This is a genomic window from Ruminococcus sp. N15.MGS-57 (assembly GCF_000980385.1).
GTDB lineage: Bacteria > Bacillota > Clostridia > Oscillospirales > Ruminococcaceae > Hominimerdicola > Hominimerdicola aceti.
This window is the reverse complement of record NZ_LARF01000014.1, coordinates 1-23,485: the sequence shown is the minus strand read 5'-3', so window position 1 is coordinate 23,485 and position 23,485 is coordinate 1. Positions and strand designations below refer to the sequence as shown.

Annotated in this window: 28 protein-coding genes; 5 read left to right on the top strand and 23 right to left on the bottom strand. The window is 44.2% G+C overall.

From position 1 onward, the window contains the following. Positions 1–35: 35 nt before the first annotated feature. Both WS40_RS04265 and WS40_RS04260 read right to left on the bottom strand, forming a co-directional pair. Positions 36–854, bottom strand: a complete 819-nt coding sequence (locus tag WS40_RS04265) for an AraC family transcriptional regulator (RefSeq protein WP_325208411.1) — start codon at positions 852–854, stop codon at positions 36–38. 251 nt (positions 855–1,105) lie between these two features. Further along, entirely contained in the window at positions 1,106–2,227 is a 1,122-nt protein-coding gene (locus WS40_RS04260; protein ID WP_046440465.1) for a metallophosphoesterase, read from the bottom strand. A 169-nt stretch (positions 2,228–2,396) separates the two neighbouring features. Here WS40_RS04260 and WS40_RS04255 point away from each other — a divergent pair, with 169 nt between their 5' ends. Together WS40_RS04255 and cysK are read left to right on the top strand one after the other, a co-directional pair. Next, positions 2,397–3,110 carry an acyl-[acyl-carrier-protein] thioesterase gene (locus tag WS40_RS04255; RefSeq protein WP_046440463.1) on the top strand — a complete coding sequence of 238 codons (714 nt, stop codon included), beginning with the start codon at positions 2,397–2,399 and terminating at the stop codon, positions 3,108–3,110. Positions 3,111–3,274: 164 nt separating this feature from the next. Further along, complete coding sequence (gene cysK, locus WS40_RS04250) at positions 3,275–4,207, top strand: cysteine synthase A (protein ID WP_038671060.1); 933 nt, start codon at positions 3,275–3,277, stop codon at positions 4,205–4,207. A gap of 214 nt (positions 4,208–4,421) precedes the next feature. Here the strand turns inward: cysK and WS40_RS04245 are convergent, their stop codons facing one another. The 15 genes from WS40_RS04245 to WS40_RS04175 all read right to left on the bottom strand — a co-directional run bounded on the left by WS40_RS04245 (position 4,422) and on the right by WS40_RS04175 (position 17,455). Then, positions 4,422–5,624 (bottom strand): transglutaminase domain-containing protein, encoded by a 1,203-nt coding sequence (locus WS40_RS04245; protein WP_046440461.1) that lies wholly within the window; start codon positions 5,622–5,624, stop codon positions 4,422–4,424. Between the two features lie 17 nt (positions 5,625–5,641). After that, entirely contained in the window at positions 5,642–6,163 is a 522-nt protein-coding gene (locus WS40_RS04240; RefSeq protein WP_022286642.1) for a DUF4358 domain-containing protein, read from the bottom strand. A 145-nt stretch (positions 6,164–6,308) separates the two neighbouring features. Continuing rightward, positions 6,309–7,220, bottom strand: coding sequence for a dihydroorotate dehydrogenase (locus tag WS40_RS04235; RefSeq protein ID WP_038671065.1), 912 nt, complete (start codon positions 7,218–7,220; stop codon positions 6,309–6,311). After that, positions 7,213–7,986, bottom strand: coding sequence for a dihydroorotate dehydrogenase electron transfer subunit (locus tag WS40_RS04230; protein ID WP_038671067.1), 774 nt, complete (start codon positions 7,984–7,986; stop codon positions 7,213–7,215). Before WS40_RS04230 ends, WS40_RS04235 begins: the two co-directional genes overlap by 8 nt. A gap of 18 nt (positions 7,987–8,004) precedes the next feature. Next, complete coding sequence (locus WS40_RS04225; RefSeq protein WP_046440459.1) at positions 8,005–8,487, bottom strand: hypothetical protein; 483 nt, start codon at positions 8,485–8,487, stop codon at positions 8,005–8,007. Positions 8,488–8,508: 21 nt separating this feature from the next. Next, positions 8,509–9,444, bottom strand: coding sequence for an orotidine-5'-phosphate decarboxylase (gene pyrF / locus WS40_RS04220; RefSeq protein ID WP_046440505.1), 936 nt, complete (start codon positions 9,442–9,444; stop codon positions 8,509–8,511). Between the two features lie 28 nt (positions 9,445–9,472). Continuing rightward, positions 9,473–10,741: a dihydroorotase gene (locus WS40_RS04215; RefSeq protein WP_046440457.1), complete on the bottom strand. Its 1,269-nt coding sequence runs from the start codon at positions 10,739–10,741 to the stop codon at positions 9,473–9,475. Between the two features lie 86 nt (positions 10,742–10,827). Then, a complete protein-coding gene (locus tag WS40_RS04210; protein ID WP_046440455.1) occupies positions 10,828–11,307 on the bottom strand; it encodes a hypothetical protein in 480 nt (159 codons plus the stop codon). 39 nt (positions 11,308–11,346) lie between these two features. Beyond that, positions 11,347–13,014, bottom strand: a complete 1,668-nt coding sequence (gene ilvD, locus WS40_RS04205; protein ID WP_046440453.1) for a dihydroxy-acid dehydratase — start codon at positions 13,012–13,014, stop codon at positions 11,347–11,349. A 42-nt stretch (positions 13,015–13,056) separates the two neighbouring features. After that, positions 13,057–13,572: a hypothetical protein gene (locus tag WS40_RS04200; RefSeq protein WP_046440451.1), complete on the bottom strand. Its 516-nt coding sequence runs from the start codon at positions 13,570–13,572 to the stop codon at positions 13,057–13,059. A gap of 15 nt (positions 13,573–13,587) precedes the next feature. Beyond that, positions 13,588–14,382, bottom strand: a complete 795-nt coding sequence (locus tag WS40_RS04195; protein WP_046440449.1) for a hypothetical protein — start codon at positions 14,380–14,382, stop codon at positions 13,588–13,590. Between the two features lie 24 nt (positions 14,383–14,406). Next, a complete protein-coding gene (locus tag WS40_RS04190; protein ID WP_046440447.1) occupies positions 14,407–15,366 on the bottom strand; it encodes an ROK family protein in 960 nt (319 codons plus the stop codon). Between the two features lie 28 nt (positions 15,367–15,394). Next, positions 15,395–15,640 carry a hypothetical protein gene (locus WS40_RS04185; protein ID WP_046440445.1) on the bottom strand — a complete coding sequence of 82 codons (246 nt, stop codon included), beginning with the start codon at positions 15,638–15,640 and terminating at the stop codon, positions 15,395–15,397. Positions 15,641–15,650: 10 nt separating this feature from the next. After that, positions 15,651–16,607, bottom strand: coding sequence for a type I phosphomannose isomerase catalytic subunit (locus WS40_RS04180; protein WP_046440443.1), 957 nt, complete (start codon positions 16,605–16,607; stop codon positions 15,651–15,653). A 131-nt stretch (positions 16,608–16,738) separates the two neighbouring features. Continuing rightward, positions 16,739–17,455: a hypothetical protein gene (locus tag WS40_RS04175; protein WP_046440441.1), complete on the bottom strand. Its 717-nt coding sequence runs from the start codon at positions 17,453–17,455 to the stop codon at positions 16,739–16,741. Between the two features lie 304 nt (positions 17,456–17,759). On the opposite strand from WS40_RS04175, the gene ruvX reads away from it, so the two are divergent. Together ruvX and WS40_RS04165 are read left to right on the top strand one after the other, a co-directional pair. Beyond that, positions 17,760–18,191, top strand: a complete 432-nt coding sequence (gene ruvX / locus WS40_RS04170) for a Holliday junction resolvase RuvX (RefSeq protein ID WP_046440438.1) — start codon at positions 17,760–17,762, stop codon at positions 18,189–18,191. Further along, positions 18,154–19,014, top strand: coding sequence for a metallophosphoesterase (locus WS40_RS04165; protein WP_325208410.1), 861 nt, complete (start codon positions 18,154–18,156; stop codon positions 19,012–19,014). The genes ruvX and WS40_RS04165 overlap by 38 nt, the downstream gene beginning before the upstream one ends. Here the strand turns inward: WS40_RS04165 and WS40_RS04160 are convergent. From WS40_RS04160 to ylxM, 6 genes are all read right to left on the bottom strand, one after another. Continuing rightward, the gene (locus tag WS40_RS04160; RefSeq protein ID WP_195519258.1) at positions 18,973–19,329 is read right to left on the bottom strand and encodes a TSUP family transporter; all 357 of its coding nucleotides are present in this window, start codon (positions 19,327–19,329) and stop codon (positions 18,973–18,975) included. The genes WS40_RS04165 and WS40_RS04160 overlap by 42 nt on opposite strands. Before the next feature lie 33 nt (positions 19,330–19,362). After that, positions 19,363–19,722: a sulfite exporter TauE/SafE family protein gene (locus tag WS40_RS04155; protein WP_046440435.1), complete on the bottom strand. Its 360-nt coding sequence runs from the start codon at positions 19,720–19,722 to the stop codon at positions 19,363–19,365. A gap of 54 nt (positions 19,723–19,776) precedes the next feature. Continuing rightward, positions 19,777–20,010: a KH domain-containing protein gene (locus tag WS40_RS04150; protein ID WP_022286624.1), complete on the bottom strand. Its 234-nt coding sequence runs from the start codon at positions 20,008–20,010 to the stop codon at positions 19,777–19,779. A 113-nt stretch (positions 20,011–20,123) separates the two neighbouring features. After that, complete coding sequence (rpsP, locus tag WS40_RS04145; RefSeq protein ID WP_022286623.1) at positions 20,124–20,366, bottom strand: 30S ribosomal protein S16; 243 nt, start codon at positions 20,364–20,366, stop codon at positions 20,124–20,126. A 67-nt stretch (positions 20,367–20,433) separates the two neighbouring features. Beyond that, positions 20,434–21,801: a signal recognition particle protein gene (ffh, locus tag WS40_RS04140; protein WP_022286622.1), complete on the bottom strand. Its 1,368-nt coding sequence runs from the start codon at positions 21,799–21,801 to the stop codon at positions 20,434–20,436. A gap of 33 nt (positions 21,802–21,834) precedes the next feature. Then, positions 21,835–22,230: a YlxM family DNA-binding protein gene (gene ylxM, locus WS40_RS04135; protein ID WP_022286621.1), complete on the bottom strand. Its 396-nt coding sequence runs from the start codon at positions 22,228–22,230 to the stop codon at positions 21,835–21,837. A 207-nt stretch (positions 22,231–22,437) separates the two neighbouring features. On the opposite strand from ylxM, the gene WS40_RS04130 reads away from it, so the two are divergent. Then, the gene (locus tag WS40_RS04130; protein ID WP_038671085.1) at positions 22,438–23,406 is read left to right on the top strand and encodes an aldo/keto reductase; all 969 of its coding nucleotides are present in this window, start codon (positions 22,438–22,440) and stop codon (positions 23,404–23,406) included. Positions 23,407–23,485: the final 79 nt, after the last annotated feature.

Here is a 23,485-nt window from a genome sequence, read left to right as displayed (position 1 = left end):
ATGCTAAGAAAATTCTAATAAAGCTTAAAATATTATTACAAACCTGTTCCTCTTGAACGACGGTATTCTCTTGGCGAAACGCCCTCCAGCTTTTTAAAAACGATGCTGAAATAGTTTCTGTCCTCATAGCCCACCTGCTTGCCTATGTCGCCTATGTCAGAGTCGGTGTTAAGAAGCAGAGATTTTGCCTGAGAGATACGTCGTTTTGCAATATATTCAAGGGGACGCATTGAAGTTTCTGCTTTAAAAACACGGCAGAAATGTTGTACTGACACTCCCGAAAGTCCTGCAAGTGTTTCTGCGGTGATATCCTCCATGTATCGGCTGTCAATATACAAAAGCGCCTGCCTTGTAATGCTTCCCACGTTGTTTCGGCTGTCAGGGAAAAGCATTGCAGTTCTCATGGCGAGGATATATTCATACACAAGTGCGGAAGTTTTTTCGCCACAATTCACAGGGTCGGCAGCGGCAACTAAAATTCGCTCAAAAAGCTGAGCAGGTTTTTGTGTGTTTATCTCAGGTGAGAATCTAAAGCTGTCAAAGCCAAGGTTTGCAAGCATTTGCCCCGCAAATTCACCACGGAAAACTATCCAGTTTGTTATCCAATTCCCATTTGCAGGATAATATTCATGCGGAACGCTAGGGGGCAGATAAAATGCCGAGCCTTTTGTCTGCACAAATTCTTCTCCTTCGACAATTAGTCTGCCCTCGCCCCCTGAGGTAAAAAGGAGCTGATGTGAAACAAGCCCTTTGTCCCTTGTGACGTGATATTCAGGGTCGGAAATGCCTATTCCGGTGAGATAAAAGGGCAGGGAAGTCTGCCTACCGATAACAGGATATATGACCTTTGTCACTGCCACACCTCCTTTTCAAAGTGTAGTTTCTTGGTAAATTATATATCCACAAGGGCAGTTTGTCAATAGTTCGGTGCTTGACTACGGGTAAACATTGGGCTAAACTTTTATACACAGCGTTTTTCGACACAGCGAACGTCCGAAAGGCAGATGAACATTTTGGAAAAAAATCACGATAGAAAAGCATTCAAAGCCCTGATACAGACTGAAGGGTCAGCATTTTCGCTGACCCTTTTGCTTTGTCCTGCTATTTAATTCTCTGAAACATCAATAACAACGTATTCAGACTTGCAGCCTGTTTTGAATTTTATCGCCCAGTCTGAAATGCCTGATGTCACGATAAAGTTGGTGTCCTCACGCTTTTCATAGCCGTATGTGCGGTCATTGCCGCCGATGAGAGTGCCAAGGAAGTTTATTGGTATGAGCTGACCGCCGTGTGTGTGACCTGACAAAACAAGGTCTACCTTTGACGCCGCCTGAGCGTCATAATCACAAGGCTGGTGATCCATTACAACTGTGAACTTCGAGCTGTCAAGATCCTTTGTGAGCTCTTCCATAGATGCTCTGTGACCGCCCTTTTCCATTTCCTCAGACCTGTCCTGTCTGCCTATTATGTAGAAACGATCGTCGATAAGCACGGTGTCGTCCTGTAATACGTTGACATTGTTCTTTTCAAGCTCCGCAATAAGATCGTCACCGCTGTAGCCACGATACGAAGGGTCATAGTATCCCTTGTCATGGTTGCCAAATGAGAAATAAACGCCGTAGTTTGTTTTCAGCTTGCCAAGAGCTTCACAGCACTGTATCATGTCCTCTTTTGATGTGTCATCATCAACAAAGTCGCCTGTTATAAGCACCACATCGGAGTCAAGCTTCTGTATCTCTTCCATGTACTTTGCGAAGCCGTCCCCATGAAACGTTGTGCCAACGTGAGAGTCTGCAAATTGAACTATCCTTATGTCACCTGACTTCTTATCAGTTTTCAGTGTGTAGTCAGTTTCCCATACATTATTGCAAAGATACCAGCCCACTGCAAGATACACCACCGTCAGCGGCACGGCGATAAAGCCTGCAAGGCATTTGCTTGCCTGTTTCTTTGATATCTTCTTTCCAATGAACACAAACAAGTCGCACAAAAGCCAGAATATAACAAGATGCAGCAAACAGATTATCGTATTTATCCAGTCCCATATAAGCCATATTATGCCGCCTGTGAGCACTATAAGACCTGCACTTATGGCGTATTTAAGTACCTTTTTATCCTTTGAAAGCTTTTTTATAAAGCCAAAAGCTGATATTCTTCTTGTGAGATAAATAAAGCCAGCCACAGAGCAGACCGCCACAAGAATAGCTATCATTAACCATAAAAACATATTTTGCCTCCTGTAAAATTGCTGTAATATCATTATAAGTAGCAAAGCGGACTAATTTCAACAAGTTTTTTTTAACATTTCTTTACCTCTGTTAACATTTGTACCTATGTGCTGTTGAAAAAAGCGACAATAAGTTGTATAATTATCATATAGAATGGAGGAAAGCAATATGTATGAAATGAAACGCACTGTAAATTGCAGCCAGATAGGTTCTCATGGCATAATAAGAAATAGCTGCATTGTTGACCTTTTGCAGGATTGCTCTGTTATCCACCTTGACACTCACCCTGTTATGTCGCCTTTTTTTGAGAAAGAAAACTGCGTGATGTTTCTTGTGTCAAGACAGCTTGATATAGTCCGCAGACCTGAGCAAAACGAAAAGCTCATCGTGAAAACATGGACCTATGAGCTTAAAAGAATGTATGGCTACAGAAACACAGTTATATATGACGAAAACGGTGATATCTGCGTGAAGTCTATAGCTTCTGGCGCTTTCATGGACAAAACCTCTCAGCGGCCTATAAAAGTTCCACAGGAGCTTGTTGATAGGGTGAAGCTCTATCCAAAGCTTGATATGGAGTATCTTCCAAGAAAGATAGCCCTACCTGATACTGAGCCTCAGGTGTATGAGGATATCCCGGTGCTGAAATGCTATATCGACATGAACGAACACGTCAATAATGCGAGATATCTTGACATAACAGACGAGTTTGTGGAAAACGAGTCTGCTGTGAAGCGTATCCGTGTGGAATATAAAAATCCCTTGAAGCGTGGTAAAGCCATAAAGGCTCTTGTTTATACCGACGAGGGCAGAAAATTTGTGGAGCTTTGTGATGAAAATAATAAGCCATATTGCATTACTGAGTATGATTATAGGTTATAATGCACAAATTGGAGCCTGCAATTAGCTGACTTTGTTGTATAAAACATAGAAAGCATATTAATCCTATTGACATAGTAGGAATAAAGTGATATAGTATAACCATAGCAAACATAAGCGGTACAGAAAACCGCATAAAATAATTTTCATATCGGAGGTAGATTAAAATGTCAAAGATCTATAAGGGCGTTTCGGAGCTTATCGGAAAAACTCCAATAATCGAAGCAGTTAATTTTGAAAAGGCAGTAGAGGCTGACGCAACTATCCTTGCAAAGCTTGAATATTTCAACCCGGCAGGAAGCGTTAAGGACAGAGTTGCACTTGCAATGATCGAGGAAGCTGAGAAGAAGGGTGTTCTCAAAAAGGGTGCAACTATTATAGAGCCTACATCAGGAAACACAGGTATCGGTCTTGCGGCTGTGGGCGTATCAAAGGGCTACAAGGTAATTCTTACAATGCCTGAAACAATGAGTATCGAAAGAAGAAATCTTCTTAAGGCATATGGCGCACAGATAGTTCTCACAGAAGGCGCAAAGGGCATGACAGGTGCTATCAAGAAGGCTGACGAGCTTAAGGGCGAGATCGAGAACTCAGTTATCCTCGGTCAGTTCGTAAACCCAGCAAACCCAGCCGCTCACTTTGCAACAACAGGTCCTGAGATCTGGGAAGATACAGACGGTAAGGTAGATATCTTTATCGCAGGCGTTGGCACAGGCGGAACAGTAACAGGTGTTGGTCAGTATCTCAAATCAAAGAACCCTGACGTTAAGATAGTAGCAGTAGAGCCTGCAACTTCACCTGTTCTTTCACAGGGCAAATCAGGTCCACACAAAATTCAGGGTATCGGCGCAGGCTTCGTTCCTGATGTCCTCGATACAAAGGTTTATGACGAGATCCTCCCTATCGAGAATGAAGACGCTTTCAAGACAGGCAACAAGTTCGCTAAAACAGAGGGTATCCTTGTTGGTATTTCATCAGGCGCAGCACTTAAAGCCGCTGAGATACTTTCAAAGAGACCTGAGAACAAGGGCAAGACTATCGTTGCACTTCTCCCTGATACAGGTGAGAGATATCTTTCAACAGCACTTTTCGAGAGCTAATTTCTCAAACATACAAAATCGGAAAAGGGCAGACAGTCAGGCAAGCTGACGTGTGACCCAATGAACAAGCTTTCTTCGATCAAATCCGATATAAAAAGCCGCAGGGTATACAGCGTAAAAACTGTATGCCCTGCGGCTTTTATTAAGGCAACACCGCACAAAGCCGTCAGGTGGGCTTTGTGCGGTATTGCCTTAAAGAATCCCCTTATAGGCTTTAACCCATTATGTTATTATCAGAATAATCAGGCTCATACTCATAATCTATTCCGAGAGCATCTGAGAAAGCCTTTGAAAGCTTGTCGTAATCAATGCCGAGTGCATTGTCTGTGTCATAAGAATTATCCGAATCGTCATCATCTGCCGAGTTTAAAGAAATTCCAAAGCAAACCTTGTCCCCTGCGTCAATAACAGGTGTGGAAGAGACGTTGTAATCGTCAATGTAAAAGTTTGATATTATGTTTGTGACCTGCTCCGCAACAGCAGTGCTGCCTGCTCCCTTCGGCACGTCCAGTGACATATATATAGTTTTTCCTTTGTCTGACATTGCTTCCTTTATGCGCTCAGGTATATCATAAACGCTGTCAAGCTTCTTGGCATTCTTGCATATGTAGCAATCGTCAGTGGCAGTGCATTCAGGGAAGTCCTCTTTGTTCCAAGGATAAGAGCCGTCGTCCTTTGCAGTGTCAGGTACGTTGAAATACGCGTAGTCAGGAGCTTCGTTACCACCGTCAAATGTCACATCAAGGTGATACCATTTGCCATCTATCTTCACAACGTTCCAAGCGTGTTCGCCGTTTTCTGTTGAGTGTATTATCTTGCTGTCGATACCCAGAACATCAAAAAACAGCTTTATTGTTGTTGCGTTTCCCACACAGATAGTAGAGTGGTCATGGAAAAATCCGTAAGGATTGTATGACTCGTCATCTTCACTGTCATCAGATATCGCCACAAGAGAATCGTCATTAAAGTGGGTCTGAGAGAACACATAATCATAAACAGCCTTTTCCTTGTCATATTCGCTCATGCCGTCTTTGATTATCTCGCCCACAGCCTTTTTTAGCTCTTTGAGTATGTATTTGTCCTTATCGTCAGTGAGCTTTGAATCATCACCCGACTTGTAAGCTTCAACCACTGCTGTATCATCATAGATAGGGTGTATCTCACCGTTTACGTTGCCGTCACCGTCTGCGGGATCAAATATATCCTCCCCCAGAATGTTAGAAAGCGTGTTTTCCAGCTTTTCAAGCTTGTCGTTAAGTTCTTTTATCTTCTCGCTGTCGCTGCTTTCTGATTGTGATGATGTGCTTTTAGCAATTTTAGTATCAGAACTGCTTTTATCTTTTGCACAGCCTGTCATACCCGCTGTAAGGCAGGTCAGACAAAGTGCAAGGGTAAGTATTTTTTTCGCTGTTGTCATTTTCTTTCCTCCGTTTTTTAATTTATCATGTCTGTTATCTCGTCAGATATCTCGTCAGCATTGTCAGAGATAACAAGCACCCAGTAATCTCCAGCCTGAAATATCTTTGCCGCCTGTATTTTCTTTGTTTCTTCAGGCTTGTAGTTTTCATATTGATTAAGTCTGTAGCTCAGCCTGTCTGCAAGCTGGCTTTTTGCACTGCTTCCGTCAGCCATTTTGAGCATTGATATCTCGTCAGCATAATTGCCGTCAGAGGAGTAAAGTATTCCTCCGTCGCTGAGCTTGTCAGCTTCTATACCATAAAGCTTTTCGGTATTCTTTGTGAAGCTGTCCTCACCGTAAAAAGTCGAAGCGTCCATGTGGTCGCCCTCTATTGCCGAAAGGATATCCTTTGCAGTTTTACCGCTGTCTGCCGTAGATGTAACAGCACTTTCGGAGGCCTCAGACGAAATGGTGTTGTCTGCTCCGCATGATGTCATTGAAAGCGTGGTAAGAACTGTAAGTGCAGATGTTATCACGCAAAGTACTCTAAGAAACATATCTTTCCCCTTTCTCTGTCAACCTTTCCTGACGACTTAAATTATAGCACTTTTGCAAGCTGTTTTCAATGAATTTAAGAAATTCATAAGAAAAAATACCATAAAAATATCCGCCCTGTAAAAAGACGGATATTTTACTATGTTGTTACCAAGGCTTAACAGTGCCGACTATCTCAGAGATGTTGTTTATACCGTTGTCTTCGCAGAATTTCTGCATACCCTCGGCTATCTTCACAGGTGCATAAGGGTCAGCAAATATTGCCGCACCTACCTGAACAGCTCCTGCGCCTGCCATCATCATTTCAATGGCGTCTTCCCATGTGGCGATACCGCCCATGCCCATAACAGGTATTTTAACAGCGTTTGCCACCTGCCATACCATTCTTACGGCAACAGGGAACACCGCAGGACCAGAAAGTCCGCCCACGTTGTTTTTCAGTATAGGACGGCGTGTCTTTATGTCGATACGCATACCGAGAAGCGTGTTTATAAGGGAAACAGCGTCCGCGCCGTTTGCTTCAACAGACTTTGCAATGTCCACAATGCTTGTAACGTTCGGTGAAAGCTTTACCATAAGAGGCTTTTCCGTAACGTCCTTTACAGCCTTTGTGACCGCACCTGCAACGTTGCAGTCAGTGCCGAAAGCCGCTCCGCCCTGTTTTACGTTAGGGCAGGATATGTTAAGCTCTATCATGTCAACAGCCGTGCCGTTGAGCTTTTCTGCAAGCTCTGCGCATTCTTCGATAGTTGAGCCTGCTATGTTGGCTATTATCCTTGTGTCCTTTGTCACAAGATTAGGTAGCTCATAGTTTATGAACTTGTCAACGCCGCCGTTTTGAAGTCCAACAGAATTGAGCATACCGCTTGGAGTTTCCGCAACTCTCGGACCTGGGTTGCCCTCACGGCGGTGAAGCGTAGTGCCTTTTACGGATATTCCGCCCAGCTTTGAAAGGGGATAGAACTGCTCATATTCTCTGCCGTAGCCAAATGTTCCGCTTGCAGGGATAACAGGGTTTTTGAACTCAACTCCGCAGAAATTCACATTTATCCTATTCATCAAACACTACCTCCTCGCTGTCGAATACAGGACCGTCCTTGCAAACGTGAGAATTGAACTCCTGACCGTCCTTGACAGTGCGGCATACGCATACAAGACACGCACCCACGCCGCAAGCCATTCTCTGCTCAAGAGATACCTGACAGTAAATGCCGTTTTCCTCACATATTTTTGTGATATTTTTCAGCATTATCATTGGACCGCAGGCATAAACGATATCAGGCTTTTCGCTTTTAAGCACGTCAAGAAGCGCGTCAGTAACAAAGCCCTTTCTTCCTGCCGAGCCGTCGTCAGTGCAAAGCTGAACGTCACAGCCCATAGCCTTGAAGTCCTCCTGCAAAATAACAGCCGCAGCGTTTCTGAAACCGCTTATAACAGTGGCGTTCTCGCCGTATTCCTTTGCAATGCCCACCATTGGAGGTGTGCCTATGCCGCCACCGATACAGACAGCTTTCTTGCCCTTTTCAAGCACCTTGAAGCCGTTACCCAGCGGTGCGATAATGTCAACAAGGTCGCCCTTGTTAAGCTCGCTTATCTTGTCAGTGCCGTGACCTCTTACCTCAAAAACAAGGCGGATAGTACCCTTGTCCTTGTTGATATCGCAAATAGAGATAGGTCTGCGGAGGAAAAAGCCCTCTGCCTGCACCTGTGCAAACTGTCCTGCCTTTGCCGCCTTTGCAATGTGCGGACAGTATATCTCAATGTCAAAAATTCCTTTTGCAAGGGTCTTTTTTGAAACTATTGGGTATTTACCCTGCTTGTACATTAAAAATCCTCCCTGTACTTAGTTCTTTACCTCATTCGGAGCGTTCACCGCATCAAAAACGAGAGTGACCGAGCTGTCATTATCAGTATAAGTAAGCTTTAGCGTGTAAGAGTCAGCAAAATAGCCTATCTTCTGCTTTTTGGACATATTCTCCCAACCGGCAGGTGGCGCAAAATCCACTCCGCTGTCGTCAATAAAGATAAGATCAAGATCGTCGCTGTCCATTTCGATAGTGCCTTTTAAGCAGGGATTGCCTGCTTCTGCGTCATACATGAGATAGTTGCCGTCTGAACGGATAATAAGGCTGAGATAGCCCGAATAAAGCTCGCTGTTGTCAAGGGGCGTTTCACGGCATTTCCACTCACCTACGATACATCTTGGGAAATCGCTTTGCTCCTGCTGACTTTCTGTCAAAGAGCTTGTATCCTCGTTCTTTGCGCAGGAGCATAAAAGCAATGCTCCCACCGTCGCTGTAAACAATATAACGCCCTTTGCTGTCATACTCAGTCACTCCTTTAGTGTTTATTCAAGTGTGATCTTTGGCAGATATGAGATTATATCCTCTTTCATTCTGATAACTTCACGTCTTGCAGCCTTTGCAAAATCATGCTCGTCACAGTTATCCTCTTTCTTGTAAGCACACATTACGCCACGGGATGAGTTTACGATAGCACCAAGTCCGTGATCGTCAAATGCCTTTGATACTCCTTCAGCACCGCCGCCCTGTGCACCGTAGCCCGGTACAAGGAAGAATGTGTGCGGCAGAGCCTTTCTCATCTCAGCAAGCTGCTCAGGATAAGTCGCACCCACAACTGCGCCAACACCGCTGTAGCCATACTTGCCCATAACGTCCTTGCCCCACAGCTCGCACATTGAGCCCATTGTGGCATAAACTGTCTTGTTGCCTATCATAAGATCCTGAAGCTCACCGCTTGACTTGTTTGAAGTCTTTACAAGAACGAAAATGCCCTTGTCATATTTTCTGCACTGGTCAAGAAGCGGGTTGATTCCGTCTGAGCCAAGATAGCCGTTTACAGTGAGAGCGTCTGCACCGAAAGCTTCCACAAGCTCACCGCCAACGTCAGTAAGACCAAGATGTGCGGTTGCGTAAGCTTCCATAGTTGCGCCGATATCGTTTCTCTTGCCGTCTGTCATGACGAACATACCTTTTTCCTTTGCATACTGTATAGTCTTGTAAAGTGTCTTTACGCCCTCGTAGCCATACATTTCATAGTATGCAACCTGTGGCTTGATAGCAGGGCAGATATCGTGTATCTCGTCGATTATAGTCTTGTTGAACTCCCATATAGCCTTAGCTGCACCCTTGAGCGTCTTGCCGTATTTCTTGAACTTCTTTTCCTTGATGTATTCAGGAACATAGTCAAGCTTTGGGTCAAGACCCACTACTGAAGGGTTTTGTGTCTTTACGATATTTTCAATAAGTCTGTCAAATGCCATTTTTATCTTCCTTTCGGATATTTTTATATTAAAGCTCAAAAACGAGCTTTCCTCTGCATATTGTGTACATTACCTTGCCTTTGAGCCTTGTGCCTTTGAACACGCTGTTTTTGCTCTTTGAATTAAGCTCCGCAGGGATAACTTCCCATTCATAGTCAGGGTCAAAGATACAAAGATCGCATCTTTCGCCCACTGCTATCTTGATAGGCTCAAGTCCCATTATCTTTCTCGGATTTACCGACATTATCTCTGCTATCTTGTCAAGACCGCATTTGCCGCTGTGATAAAGCTTTGTGAGCGTTGCCGCAAGGGAAGTTTCAAGTCCAACAACACCGTTTGGAGCTTTCTCAAAGTCAGCCTTTTCCTCAGCCGAGTGTGGAGCGTGGTCGGTGATGATGCAGTCGATAGTGCCGTCAAGAACAGCTTCCTCAACAGCCGCTCTGTCCTCCTCAGTTCTAAGTGGAGGCGACATTCTGAAATCTGCGTCACGGGCTAAAAGCTTTTCGTCTGTGAAGGTGAAATAGTGCGGCGCAGTTTCACAGGTGACCTTAACGCCGTCTTTTTTCGCCGCTCTTATGATGTTCACAGAGCCTTTGGTGGAAACGTGGCATATGTGAACTCTTGCATTGCAGCTCATTGCAAGGCATATCTCACGGGCTGTGATATAGTCCTCAGAGGCTCTGTCCATGCCCTTTACTCCAAGCTTTTCGGATATCTCGCCCTTGTTGATGATACCACCGTTTATTATCTTCAAGTCCTCGCAGTGAGAAGTTACAATAAGACCGTTCTCGTTAGTCTTTTCGATAGCCTGACGCATAAGCTCAGCGTTCTCAACAGGTCTGCCGTCATCTGAAATGGCGGTAACTCCTGCGGCTTTGAGTGCGTCATAGTCGCAAAGCTCCTGACCTTTCATGCCCTTTGTAACGCAGGCAATAGGGAAAACGTCGATACCTGTTTTCTTTGCCTTTTCAAAAACGTATTTCACGCCCTCAGGGGAGTCGATAGGCGGCTTTGTGTTCGGCATACAAGCGACGCCCGTGAAACCGCCTGCCTTTGCGGCGTTCGCACCTGTGATGATGTCCTCCTTGTAGGTAAGACCTGGGTCACGAAAGTGAACGTGCATATCGAAAAGCCCGGGCAATGCACAAAGCTTGCCCTTTGCGTCGATAACTCTCTGAGCATGCTCGTCAGTTTTTCCAAGGCTGACTATCTTTCCTCCGTCAATGCCTATGTCCGTTATACCGTCAAGCCCTGTCTGCGGGTCGCAGGCACGGATATTTTTGATCAGTAGCTCCATTTTTACTCCTTTTTATCTTAATCAAGTCTTTACTGCACAAAAGCTGCGGCTAAACATATCGTTCAGCCGTAGCCCTTGAAAATTCGTTATTTGCCGTCGTAGAACGAGCCGTCAGAGTCTTTTCTCTCGCATGAGTAAACTCCGTCAGAGTTCTGGAAAATGAACTTGCAGGTAGCGACCTTGTCGCCCTCGTCCTCAGACGGTACAGAAAGGTTTTTGTAGGAAATAGTCGAGAAGAACTTCATTCTCAGACCGATGTCAACAGTTGTATCTCTGTCAGACGGATTTACAAGAAGCTGTATCTTTCCGCTTCCCCCGTCCTCCTGAATTTTAAACCAGCCCTTTGCGATAACTGATTTGTTATCAGTGTGAGTGATAGTGAAATCGCCCTCGTCAGAGAACTCAAAAGTGATGTTTGCGTCCTTATCTGTCCATGTTCCAGAGATAAGCTCTCTTGAATCGCCTGATCTTGACGGCTGATTGAATACATATGTACAGATGAAAACACCTACTACTACAAGAACTACAAAGAGTATTCCAAGCAAGCCTGAAATGAATTTTTTCATATTATTCCGCCTTTCTCCCTTATTATTTTGTGTCGGATATTAGTCCTTTATCTGAAGTATAGCACCTCTGTTTGCAGAAGTTACAAGTGAAGCGTATCTTGCAAGATAGCCTGTTGTTACCTTTGGCTGTCTTGGCTTCCAGTTCTTTCTTCTTTCAGCAAGTTCCTCGTCAGATACTTTAAGTGTGATAGAGCAGTTGTCAATATCTATCGCTATCATATCTCCTTCTTCAACAAGTGCGATAGGACCGCCTACGGCTGCTTCAGGTGAAACGTGACCGATAGAAGCACCTCTTGAAGCACCGCTGAAACGTCCGTCAGTGATAAGTGCAACAGTTGAGCCAAGACCCATGCCTGCGATAGCAGATGTAGGATTGAGCATTTCTCTCATTCCAGGACCGCCCTTTGGTCCCTCGTAACGGATAACCACAACGTCGCCCTCAACTATCTTGCCGCCTCTGATAGCAACGATAGCGTCCTCCTCGCAGTCAAACACTCTTGCAGGACCCTCGTGGGCAAGCATTTCAGGTGCAACAGCTGAACGCTTAACAACGCAGGTGTCAGGAGCAAGATTTCCTCTGAGGACTGCGATTCCGCCTGTCTGTGAGTATGGGTTGTCTATTGGTCTGATAAGCTCAGGGTTCTTGTTTACAACGCCGCTTATGTTCTCGCCTACTGTCTTGCCTGTGCAAGTCATGCAGTCAGTGTTGATAAGGTTTTTCTTGTTAAGCTCACTGAGAACTGCATAAACTCCGCCTGCTTCGTTGAGGTCTTCCATATATGTGTGACCGGCAGGAGCGAGGTGACAGAGGTTTGGCGTTCTCTTTGATATCTCGTTTACAAAGTCAAGGTCAAGCTCTACTCCGCACTCGTGAGCGATAGCAGGGAGGTGAAGCATTGAGTTTGTTGAGCAGCCAAGCGCCATATCAGCTGTGATAGCGTTGATGAAAGCGTCCTTTGTCATGATATCTCTTGGTCTGATGTTCTTCTTGTAAAGCTCCATTACCTGCATACCTGCGTGCTTTGCAAGCTTGAGTCTTTCAGAATATACAGCAGGGATAGTGCCGTTTCCTCTAAGACCCATGCCAAGAACTTCTGTAAGGCAGTTCATAGAGTTTGCAGTGTACATACCTGAACAGCTTCCGCAAGTCGGACAGGCTTTGTTCTCAAATTCCTCAACGTCGTCAAGAGTGAACTTGCCTGCGTTGTAAGTACCAACAGCCTCGAACATGCTTGAAAGGGAAGTCTTTTTGCCCTTAACGTGACCAGCCAGCATTGGACCGCCTGATACGAAAATAGTAGGAACGTTTACTCTTGCGGCTGCCATGAGCAGACCAGGAACGTTCTTGTCGCAGTTTGGTATCATAACAAGAGCATCAAAGTGATGAGCCAAAGCCATGCACTCTGTTGAGTCTGCGATAAGGTCACGGGTAACGAGAGAATATTTCATTCCCATGTGACCCATAGCGATACCGTCGCAAACAGCGATAGCAGGGAATACAACAGGTGTTCCGCCTGCCATTGCAACGCCCATTTTAACAGCTTCAACTATCTTGTCAATGTTCATGTGACCAGGAACTATCTCATTATATGAAGATACGATACCAACGAGAGGTCTGTCCATTTCTTCCTTTGTCATGCCAAGAGCATTGAAAAGTGATCTCTGTGGAGCTTTGTCTACTCCGTCACAAAAATAATTACACGCCATTTTTTATTACCTCTTTTGAAAAATATATTACTGAGAGCGGTATTATTCTCCGTCCTCATTTTCTTTTGTTTCAGCCTCGTCTGAGCTTTCCTCTGTCTTTGCAGGGTGCAGACGCTTTCTTACACCGTATGCAGAGCAGTATTCGCAAACGATATCCAGCACTGAGAATATGATAAGCATAAAATTCATTGAGAAGATACCTGTTACAAGCACGAATGCCGCAGGGATAATGAAAAGCGGGATCCCAGTGCCGTAAATATCTTCAAAATGATTGCCTTTTTTATACTGCCTTATCCAAAGCACCCAATAAAGTGCGATAACGAGCAGTGCAACAACAGCCCATATTATGAAAAGCAGCTTGCTTGAAAAGCCTACCTCGTAATCTCCGATAGCAAGGCACATATAGCCTATGCAGCCAAATCTGCCCACACACTTTGCGATAAAGACGATAATGTTCTCGTCCTCAAGCTCAGGCTTGTCGGCAGGTGTCTTGAAGCAGGCGAATATCACAGGTATCAGCAAAAACAAAGTAGGTATAAATCCTATATTGAACTTCATTTTGTTTTGTCCTCCTTATCGGAAAGGTCTGTCTTCTGTTGAAACTACTTCTCGCTGCATTGTGCGGACAGCCTCATCAACAGCCGCCATAAGCTTTTTCTCAAGTGGAGTGCCCACAACATTATGAGTGTAGCTTACGGTGAAACAGGTCTTGAAGTCAGGCATATAGTCGTAAAGCGGACAATAATAGAAATATTCAATCTTACCTCTGTTTTCGACTTTTGCCTTGAAGCGTGCTCTTGGACCCATGTCATTGACAGGCAGGAACATCATTGCATTTTCAGGTACGCCACCCTTATCAAATTTCTCTGCCATGTTATAGATTATTTCGTCATCTACATCTAAAACTCCAAAAAGCGGAGTATTTGAGTCAGAGTAATCTGCATCATAATCATCATCAATGGTCGGAAGATATGACGCCAGATAGTGTACATCTCCGGCCGTTTCAAGAAAATCTCCGCTCAGGTTGAATGTTACCTTCACTCTTATCTCTGCGTTTTCACCGTCAAAAACCTCAAATTCTATTTTCCTTGACGGCTTTGCAGGAATGCTCGCTGTGTCAAGAACTTCCTGCGGTGTGGTATATTTCGGTCTTGTATAAGCACAATTGCTTCTCTTGCTTGAATTTGTGCTTGAAGTGCTTGGCTTGCTTGAAGTCGTGGTGCTTGACGAGCCGTTTATAGCCTCGTTTTTCTTGTCCATAGCCTGATTGAACAGGTCTTTAAGCCCTGTCGGACCATTGCCGTTCTTTGCCGCAGCGTTGTCGATAGCGTCTACAGCACCTTTTAATATCTTGTCGAAAAGTCCCATTTTGAATTCCCCTTTATATCTTTATTACTTTTTGTGTGAAAGTCCAAGGAATGCCGCACCGATTATGCCTGCGTCATTTCCAAGCTTTGCAATAACTATCTCAGTGTTCTTTGCTGAGTTCTTTGTGTAAATTTCCTTAGCCACAAGCTCTTTCAGTGGCAAAAGCAGAGGGTCGCCCTCGTTGCATACGCCGCCGCCGATACAGAGAATATCAGGCTGGAAGATGTTTATTGTGTTTGTGATTCCGCAGGCAAGATACTTTATGTATTTGTCAACAACTTCCTTGCCTGCCTTGTCGCCTGCTCTCATGGCGTTGAACGCAGTTCTTGCTGAGACCTTGCCGTCCTCTTCGTTCATTTTCCACATGATAGAGTCCTTGTCCTCGAACATAGCCTCTTTTGTCATTCTTACAAGACCTGTTGCAGAAGAGAATACCTCAAAGCAGCCGTGTCTGCCGCAAGTACACTGCGGACCGTTAGGGTCGATAACAGTGTGACCTATCTCAGCACCTGCAAAGTTGAAGCCTGAATATATCTTTCCGTTAATGATTATTCCTCCGCCAACGCCTGTGCCCAGAGTGATACAAACAGCGTCGTTCGCACCCTTTGCCGCACCTGCAACATACTCGCCGTATGCCGCAGCGTTAGCGTCGTTCTCAACATAGCAAGGCTTGTCGATAAACTTCTTCATAAGGTCAACAACGTGGAAGTTAAGGAAACCAAGGTTGTTTGAATACTCAATAACGCCAGTGTCAGAATTTGCAGTGCCAGGTGTGCCGATACCTACAGACTCTATCTGCTCTATCTCCAGCCCTGCGTTCTTTACAGCTTCCAAAGCGACCTTAGCCATATCCTCGCAGATCTCCTCCGCAGGTCTTGGCAGATTGGTCTTGCAGGTAGCCTTTGCGATTATCTCAAATTCTTCATTTACAATACCTGCTTTGATGTTAGTGCCGCCAAGATCAATACCAATGTAATACTTCATAATAATTTCTCCCTTTTATTTTCTGAGCTTACTGAGCGTTATCGCTCTCAGTGTCATCGTCATATTCGTGAAAGTTTATCTCTTCCTTTTCCTCTTTTGGCTTTTGGGCTTCAGCCTTTTTTGCTATGGCGTCATATGCCAGAAGATACACAAGCTCCAGCACCACAAAGCTGATAAGACCTATCCAAAATGAGCTTGCCACAAATCCGATAATAAAAGCGATCACAAGTGCGCCAAGCTCACCTATCTCCTTTTTCAGGTCAAGTTTAAGCATTTATCTCACCTTAGTCTATCTTTGTAAGCACGAATGTGCATTTGCCCTCAACAGTATACTTGCCTGTGCCTGCTGAAATAAATACGCTTTCGCCCTTCTTTGCAGAAACAGTTTCGCCACCGCTGATAACAGGCTCGCCATCGAGAACGAGAATACTGTTGAAGCTGTTTTCGTCAGCGTCAAGCTCAGCCTTTGTTTCAACGTTGACTCTGTATGTTGTGAAGTATTCGCATTTTGAAAGAAGCTTTATGTCATAGCCATCCTTCTTCTCAACAGGTGTCTCAGGATACTTCTCAGCAGGAGCAAGCTTTGTTACGTCAAGAGCCTTGTTAACGTGAAGCTCTCTAGGCTTGCCGTCCTTGCCAACTCTGCCATAGTCATAAATTCTGTATGTAGTGTTTGAATTCTGCTGTATCTCAGCAATAAGGATACCCTTGCCGATAGCATGGAGCGTGCCTGACTTGATGAAGAAAACGTCGCCCTTCTTAACAGGTACAGCGTTTGTTACTTCAAGAAGCGTGTTGTCAGCGATCCTTCTTGCAAATTCTTCCTTTGTTATCTCGTGCTTGAAACCGTAGAGAAGAGTTGCACCCTCGTCACAGTCAACAACATACCACATTTCTGTCTTGCCGTATTCGCCCTCAACTCTCATTGCATAATCGTTGTCAGGGTGTACCTGTACAGAAAGATTGTCCTTAGCGTCAATGAGCTTAATAAGGATAGGGAAGTTCTCAAATCTTTCGCAGTTCTTGCCAAGAACGCCCTTGCCTGCCTTTTCGATATACTCATTGAGTGTCAGACCCTTGTATTCACCGTCAGCCACAACGCTTGGACCGTCCTTATGACAAGAAAGCTCCCAGCTCTCTGCGACCTTATCATAATCGCACTTTTTGCCGTACTCATCTCTAAGTCTGGTGCCGCCCCAGATGTAGTCCTTAAATGCTGGATCAAGTTTAAATATTGACATTTTATATAGCCTCCAATTATTAAATATACCTTTTAATATAATACCATAACTCCGTCTATAAGTCAATATTTCTGGTATAAAAAAAGCAGGAGAACGAACTGCTCGTCCTCCTGCTGATAGCGTTATTTCTTTTATTTCTTCTCGTCCTCATCGTTCTTAGGCTCATCAAAAAGATTTTTCTTGTCAACGAACTTGCCGGTGCTTACGTCAAAGGCTTCGCTTGACTTCTTGTTCATAATTATCACAATTACCACAACTGCGATAGCAATTCCTGCGATGACCGCAATAACTATGATAATAGGGTTTGTTCCCTTTGAGTCTTTTTCTTCCTTTTCTGCATAAGTCTTTGTCTTGCAGTTCGTTACCGTTATGCCTGTTACTGTTATCTTTGCCCTGTCAGTTGCGCCGATTATGATGTTGTATACCTGACTGAAATCGTCCGTGCCGTATGCAGTTGCGATAGATTCAAAATCATATGTAGCTGATGAATCGTCAAATTTCACAGGTGCTATCTTTGCCCATACCGCACCGTCCTGAGCAACTGATGTAGTGGTGTTGTCCCAGCTCTGGAAAATAAGCTCAGCATTGTATTTGTTTCCTGCCTTTTCGTTTATTTCCTCGCTCTTGAATGTGACGATTATCTCTGAATCCTTTGTAAGCCTTGTTGCGTTGAAAGTTGCCTGATCGACAGTGATAGACTGTTCCCAATTGCTACAAGTCGCTGCGGAAGAGCAGTCGATAGTAACGTCTTCTGTTTCTGCGTTTTCGGCAAAAGCTGTCAGTGTGCATGAGAATATTGAAGCGCAGGCGATGATAGCAGACATTGCTACTGATAAAAATTTCTTCATTTTTCTTTTTCCTTTCCAATTCTTATATAATATAATTTTGCACAAAACTTAACCCTGACATTTGTGCATACCCTCTGATAATAAAGCATTATAACATAATTAAAAGTAAAAATCAATAACCATAATGCACAAATAATCACAGTATTTAAGGAACTATTTTACTTTTTTAAGCAAATGGTATGTAGAGAGCTCTTCTACATTGCGTTTTTTGCAGTTTAATTCCCCAAATCCTGCTTTAGGACTTGTTTTACAGACAGTGTTATGATATAATGATAAGAAAAGTCTTGATATAGAGGTGTGCAAAATGAAAATAATGGCAATAGATTATGGCGACGCAAGAACAGGCTTCGCAATAAGCGACCGCTCTGAGTTTCTTGCTTCTCCTATCGGCACTGTTCCTGAGAGAAACGCCGAAAGGCTTGCAGATAAGGCGGCTCAGACAGCGGCTGAATACGGTGCAGGTGAGATAATAGTAGGTCTGCCTATAAACATGAACGGCACAGAGGGACCGAGAGCAGAGAAGTGCAGGGCATTTGCCGAGCTTTTGAAAGAGCGTACCAATCTGCCGGTGAGAATGTGGGACGAGCGTTCCACAACTGTCACAGCACACAATATCCTTAACGAAACAAACGTCAGGGGAAAGGCAAGAAAGGCTGTTGTAGATACAGTTGCCGCAACGATAATTTTGGAGGGCTATCTTGAATACAGAAGAAAAAAAGCAAAGCAGGCTGACTAAAAAGCAGAAAAGAAATATCATCATAGTGATAATAGTGCTTGCGGTAATGATATTTGCCGATTTCGTGTGGTCTAATACCTATATCGAGGTCAAAAAGCTGTCAGCGCATTTTGATAACTTACCTGAGGGCTTCGAGGGCTGTAAGATAGTTCAGATATCTGACTTCCACAACGAGTGGGGCAAGGGCTATATAGATAGGCTGACGGAAAAGGTCAAAGACTGTGAGCCTGACTATATCTTTGTCACGGGGGACAGTGTAGATCAGATCTTCCCCGATGTTGACCGTTCCCTTGAGTTTATGAAAAAGCTCCCTGACATATGTCCTGTCTATCTTGTTATGGGCAACCATGAATATAATCTTTCTCAGGAGGAAAGGGAACAGTTTGTTGCAGGCTGTGAAAGCTATGGTGTAAACGTCCTCTATAACGAGCATACCACACTCACACGAAATGGTGATACTATAAGCCTGTTGGGCTTTGACAATATGGAAAATGACAGCGAGGCTTTTTCTCATGTCACAGAGGATTTTGTCATACTGCTAAACCACTATCCCGAGGATTGCAACTATTTCAGCAAGACCGCAGTGCAGTATGGAACGCATATAGACATAGACTTCACAGGTCATGCGCATGGCGGACTTATAAGGCTTCCCCTTGTGAATGGTCTTTATGCACCTGGTCAGGGTCTGTTCCCGAAATACACCGACGGCACTTATAACGTGAACGATACAACCCTTGTGGTGTCAAGGGGAGTAGGCAATAGTGGCTGGACACAGCGTTTTTCAGACCCTTTTGAACTTGTGCTTTTCGCCCTTGAAAAATAACTCTTTCAGTCCCATTAGGATAAGGAAAATACCAAAAGCTTTTGAAAGCAGGCTTTGCTCTATCCTGTTTGCAAGCCATGCTGATATAATAACAGCAGCCGTTCCCCACAAAACTGCGGGAACGGCTTTTTTCCATTCCACAAGCTTGTTTTTCGTGTGAAGCACAAGGCTTATTATTGCGATAGGGATAAAAAACACAAGGTTTATCCCCTGCGCCGCTAGTTGCGAAAAGCCTGCAAAGACCGTCAGATAAACTATAAGCACCATTCCGCCCCCAAGACCCATGGAGGCAAAGATGCCGGTGAGAAAAGCCACCGCACATATTGTATACCAAGCCGTAATATCACCCTATTTCATAAATATCCTCACGCCTGCAATTATCATAAGTGCACCGAAAATGCGTTTTAGCAGACTGTTTGAAAGCTTTTTCATGAGCATTGCACCCACTGCCGCACCAACTATCCCAAGTGGTATGAATTTCACAGCCTGCCAAATGTCAAGACTTCCGCCCTTGAAATATACAAGTCCGCTTATAATAGACAATGGAAGCGTTATGGCAATTGACGTGGCATGAGCTTTTTTCGCCTCACTGCCGCCTTTTTCAAGCATAGGCACTGCTATCATTCCTCCACCTGAACCGAAAAAACCGTTGCATATCCCCACGGCTATACCTGTGAGCGCATTGAAGCATTTTTTATTTATACGCAAAAAAATCACCCCATACTATTATCTGTACGGGGTGATGATTTATTCACTGAACTATCAGTCTATCTCTACCATTATTTTCTGATCCACACGGGAAGCACCGGCACGCATTACGACTCTTATAGCCTTTGCGATCCTGCCCTGCTTGCCGATAACTCTGCCCATATCGTCCGGAGCAACGTGAAGATGATAAACCACGATACCCTCTGCGTTAGGCTCGTCAACAACGACCTCAACAGCGTCCTTGTTTTCAACAAGCTCAGAAACTATAGTTTCGAGTAATTCTTTCATAAAAATATCTCCATTCTCCCACGAAAATGCGGCAGGGAAGCGTTTTCCCCGCCGAAAACGGCAAGCGAAGTGGTGGGATAGGTGGCTCACCGTCTGAATTGTCTTGTCAGCTATTAGATAGTGCCGTTCTTCTTGAGAAGAGCCTTAACTGTATCAGTTGGCTGTGCACCGTTAGCGATCCAAGACTTTGCCTTTTCGTCGTCAACCTTGAGTACAGAAGGTTCCTTAGTTGGGTCATAGTAGCCCAGCTCTTCGATGAAACGTCCGTCTCTTGGATATCTTGAATCAGCAACTACGATTCTGTAGAAAGGAGCCTTCTTAGCACCCATTCTTCTGAGTCTGATCTTTACTGCCATTGTATTTTCACCTCCATAAAAAACTTCATATATCAAATCAATCACTTGATTGCTGATAGCTTATCAACTATTGTGGCATTCCGCCGCCAAGTCCTTTGAGAAGTGCCGCTCTGTTTCTTCTGGATTTCTTTCCGTGAAGATTTCCACCGATACCGAACTGCTTCATCATTTTCTGCATCTGTTCAAACTGCTTAAGAAGCTGATTTACGTCAGATACCTGCGTGCCGCTTCCGGCAGCGATACGTCTTTTTCTCTTAGGGTCAATGATCGCAGGCTTTTCTCTTTCAGCCCTTGTCATTGAATTTATCATAGCCTCAGTCTTTTTCAGTTGAACCTCGCCCTGCTCCACCTGCTCGTCTGTTACCTTGTTTGCGCCTGGAAGCATTCTGATAATAGACTTCATAGAGCCCATTTTCTGTATCTGCTTCATCTGCTCCAGCAAGTCGTTAAGGTCAAAGCCCTTTTCCTGCATTTTTTCTGCAAGCTTTTTGGCGTCCTTTTCGTCAACTGTCTGAGTAGCCTTTTCGATAAGTGTGAGCATATCGCCCATGCCAAGTATTCTTGAAGCCATTCTCTCAGGGTGGAAAGCCTCAAACTCGTCAAGCTTTTCGCCCATACCAACGAACTTGATAGGCTTACCTGTTACAGCAAGCACTGAAAGCGCCGCACCGCCTCTTGTGTCAGAGTCGAGCTTTGTAAGGATAACACTGTCGATACCAAGAGCCTCGTCAAAGCTTGAAGCTACCTTTACAGCGTCCTGACCGATCATAGCGTCAACAACGAGCATTATCTCGTTCGGCTCAGCGATCTTCTTGATGTCTTTAAGCTCGTTCATAAGCTCCTCATCAATGTGAAGACGTCCTGCTGTATCTATGATAACAAGGTCATTGCCGTAATCCTTGGCGTGCTTGATACCCTCTTTTACTATCTTTCGTGGGTCTATCTGACCCATTTCAAATACTGCGACTTCGGCTCTCTCTCCCACAACCTTTAGCTGTTCGATAGCCGCAGGTCTGTAAACGTCGGCTGCTATAAGCAGAGGACGCTTGCCCTCTTTCTTGAACATCTTCGCAAGCTTTGCAGCGTGTGTTGTTTTACCTGAACCCTGAAGACCGCACATCATTATTATGCAAGGCGGCTTGTTAGGGAAGTTTATCTTCGAGTTAGCCTCGCCCATGAGCTTTATAAGCTCGTCATTAACTATCTTTATGACCTGCTGACCAGGAGTAAGGCTCTTCAGCACTTCCTCGCCAACGCTTCTCTCTGTTACCTTGGCAATAAAATCTTTTACTACCTTGTAGCTGACGTCAGCCTCAAGCAGAGCCATTTTAACTTCACGCATTGCCTCTTTTACATCGGCTTCGCTAAGTTTACCTCTTGATTTAAGACGCTTGAACACGCCGTTTAGTTTTTCTGAAAGTCCTTCAAACGCCATAAGCTGTCCTCCGTATAATTTTTTTATCTATATCTATTCTTCTTCAGTATATTCTGCGTTGTCAAATTCATCAAGCTTAGAATCGAGATTTTCAAGAAGCACTATCACCTTTTCGGCAATATCTCTCGCATAATTCTTTTTTTTACACTCGTTAAAAACGTCCATAGCCTGAGCCTTGAACTCTTTAAGCTCTGCCAGATAAGCTTCCTGCTGTTTTAGCAGACCTAGCTTTTCTTCATAATCAGCCATTGCAGTTTCACATTTTTTTATAGCGTCATGAACGCCCTGTCTTGAGATATCTAGCTGAGCGGCGATCTCTCCCAACGACAGATCGTCATTGTAATAAAGATCCATGATCTCGTTTTGTTTATCAGTGAGCAGGCAGCCATACAAGTCGAGCAAAACGCTGTTTTGCAAATTTTTACTCATACTGCTTACCTCCTAATGGATTTCTGTAAAGTCATAAACCTTTACAATTATATATCAAGTTTACCGACTTGTCAAGGGGTTTTTATGAAAAAATAAAATTTAACAAAATTCTGTGGAAAAAGTCCTTTTTATATGGTATAATAATATATTGATAGACATAGTGATGATAAATAGTATAGGAAATTGTATGCCAAGGGGGAAGAGTATATGATAAGCTATGTGTTGAAAAACGACAGATATGAAATGAAAGTCCCTGCCCTGACTTTTGGTGCGGCAGGTTTTGAGAGAAACGATTGTGACGATGTGTATTTTGAGTTTCTCGACAAATATGTAGAGCTTGGCGGCTGGTGTATCGATACCGCAAGAGTTTACTGCGACTGGCTGGAGAATGGTCACGATTCCAGCGAGGGAGTAATAGGCAGATGGCTCAAAGCCAGAAACAATCGTGATAAAATTTGTATTGCCACAAAGGGCGGTCACCCTGAAATGGGTCATATGGACGAAAGCCGTCTTAGCAGGGAAGAGCTTACAAAGGATCTTGAAGCAAGCCTGAGAGTGCTGGGCGTTGACTATGTGGATATTTATTTTCTTCATCGTGACGACCCGAAGATACCTGTGGAAGAGATAATGCCAGTTCTCAATGATTTTTATGAGAGCGGAAAGATACATTTTATAGGCGTTTCAAACTGGACAACTCAGAGGATAGAGGAAGCAAATAAGTTTGCAGAGGAAAACGGTATGGAGCCTATCAGGATCAGTCAGATAAACTACAGCCTTGCACATTCGAGCGTTGAAACTTTCGGTGACAATACTCTTGTTTGTATGGATACAAAGGAGTTCCGCTGGTACAAGAAGCATGATTTTCCTGTTATGGCGTTCTCCCCGCAGGCAAAGGGCTTTTTTGCAAAGCTTGCAAAGGGCGACGCTGCAAACAATCTCCCTGAGGGACAGTATGCAGGTCCTGCTAATCTTGCAAGACTTGCAAAGGTAAAACAGCTCAGCGAGCAGACGGGGGACACTCCGGCAAAGATAACCCTCGGCTATCTGAACAGCCAGCCGTTTTTTGTATCGTCAGTTTTCGCAGTAACAAAGCTGTGGCAGCTTGACGAGGATATGGAAGCGCAGGATCTTACATACGATCCAAAGACAGTGGCTTTCCTTGAAAATATGATATAAAATAAAAGCACTCTGCATTGACCGTGATATAATCCCCTTAGAGTAGACACATGAAATAATAAAATGGTGTAACTCTAAA

Coding starts and splice junctions, on each gene's coding strand:
- WS40_RS04260 (WP_046440465.1), bottom strand. CDS start 2,227: ATGTTTTTATGGTTAATGATAGCTATTCTTGTGGCGGTCTGCTCTGTG.
- WS40_RS04255 (WP_046440463.1), top strand. CDS start 2,397: ATGTATGAAATGAAACGCACTGTAAATTGCAGCCAGATAGGTTCTCAT.
- cysK (WP_038671060.1), top strand. CDS start 3,275: ATGTCAAAGATCTATAAGGGCGTTTCGGAGCTTATCGGAAAAACTCCA.
- WS40_RS04245 (WP_046440461.1), bottom strand. CDS start 5,624: ATGACAACAGCGAAAAAAATACTTACCCTTGCACTTTGTCTGACCTGC.
- WS40_RS04240 (WP_022286642.1), bottom strand. CDS start 6,163: ATGTTTCTTAGAGTACTTTGCGTGATAACATCTGCACTTACAGTTCTT.
- WS40_RS04235 (WP_038671065.1), bottom strand. CDS start 7,220: ATGAATAGGATAAATGTGAATTTCTGCGGAGTTGAGTTCAAAAACCCT.
- WS40_RS04230 (WP_038671067.1), bottom strand. CDS start 7,986: ATGTACAAGCAGGGTAAATACCCAATAGTTTCAAAAAAGACCCTTGCA.
- WS40_RS04225 (WP_046440459.1), bottom strand. CDS start 8,487: ATGACAGCAAAGGGCGTTATATTGTTTACAGCGACGGTGGGAGCATTG.
- pyrF (WP_046440505.1), bottom strand. CDS start 9,444: ATGGCATTTGACAGACTTATTGAAAATATCGTAAAGACACAAAACCCT.
- WS40_RS04215 (WP_046440457.1), bottom strand. CDS start 10,741: ATGGAGCTACTGATCAAAAATATCCGTGCCTGCGACCCGCAGACAGGG.
- WS40_RS04210 (WP_046440455.1), bottom strand. CDS start 11,307: ATGAAAAAATTCATTTCAGGCTTGCTTGGAATACTCTTTGTAGTTCTT.
- ilvD (WP_046440453.1), bottom strand. CDS start 13,014: ATGGCGTGTAATTATTTTTGTGACGGAGTAGACAAAGCTCCACAGAGA.
- WS40_RS04200 (WP_046440451.1), bottom strand. CDS start 13,572: ATGAAGTTCAATATAGGATTTATACCTACTTTGTTTTTGCTGATACCT.
- WS40_RS04195 (WP_046440449.1), bottom strand. CDS start 14,382: ATGGGACTTTTCGACAAGATATTAAAAGGTGCTGTAGACGCTATCGAC.
- WS40_RS04190 (WP_046440447.1), bottom strand. CDS start 15,366: ATGAAGTATTACATTGGTATTGATCTTGGCGGCACTAACATCAAAGCA.
- WS40_RS04185 (WP_046440445.1), bottom strand. CDS start 15,640: ATGCTTAAACTTGACCTGAAAAAGGAGATAGGTGAGCTTGGCGCACTT.
- WS40_RS04180 (WP_046440443.1), bottom strand. CDS start 16,607: ATGTCAATATTTAAACTTGATCCAGCATTTAAGGACTACATCTGGGGC.
- WS40_RS04175 (WP_046440441.1), bottom strand. CDS start 17,455: ATGAAGAAATTTTTATCAGTAGCAATGTCTGCTATCATCGCCTGCGCT.
- ruvX (WP_046440438.1), top strand. CDS start 17,760: ATGAAAATAATGGCAATAGATTATGGCGACGCAAGAACAGGCTTCGCA.
- WS40_RS04150 (WP_022286624.1), bottom strand. CDS start 20,010: ATGAAAGAATTACTCGAAACTATAGTTTCTGAGCTTGTTGAAAACAAG.
- rpsP (WP_022286623.1), bottom strand. CDS start 20,366: ATGGCAGTAAAGATCAGACTCAGAAGAATGGGTGCTAAGAAGGCTCCT.
- ffh (WP_022286622.1), bottom strand. CDS start 21,801: ATGGCGTTTGAAGGACTTTCAGAAAAACTAAACGGCGTGTTCAAGCGT.
- ylxM (WP_022286621.1), bottom strand. CDS start 22,230: ATGAGTAAAAATTTGCAAAACAGCGTTTTGCTCGACTTGTATGGCTGC.
- WS40_RS04130 (WP_038671085.1), top strand. CDS start 22,438: ATGATAAGCTATGTGTTGAAAAACGACAGATATGAAATGAAAGTCCCT.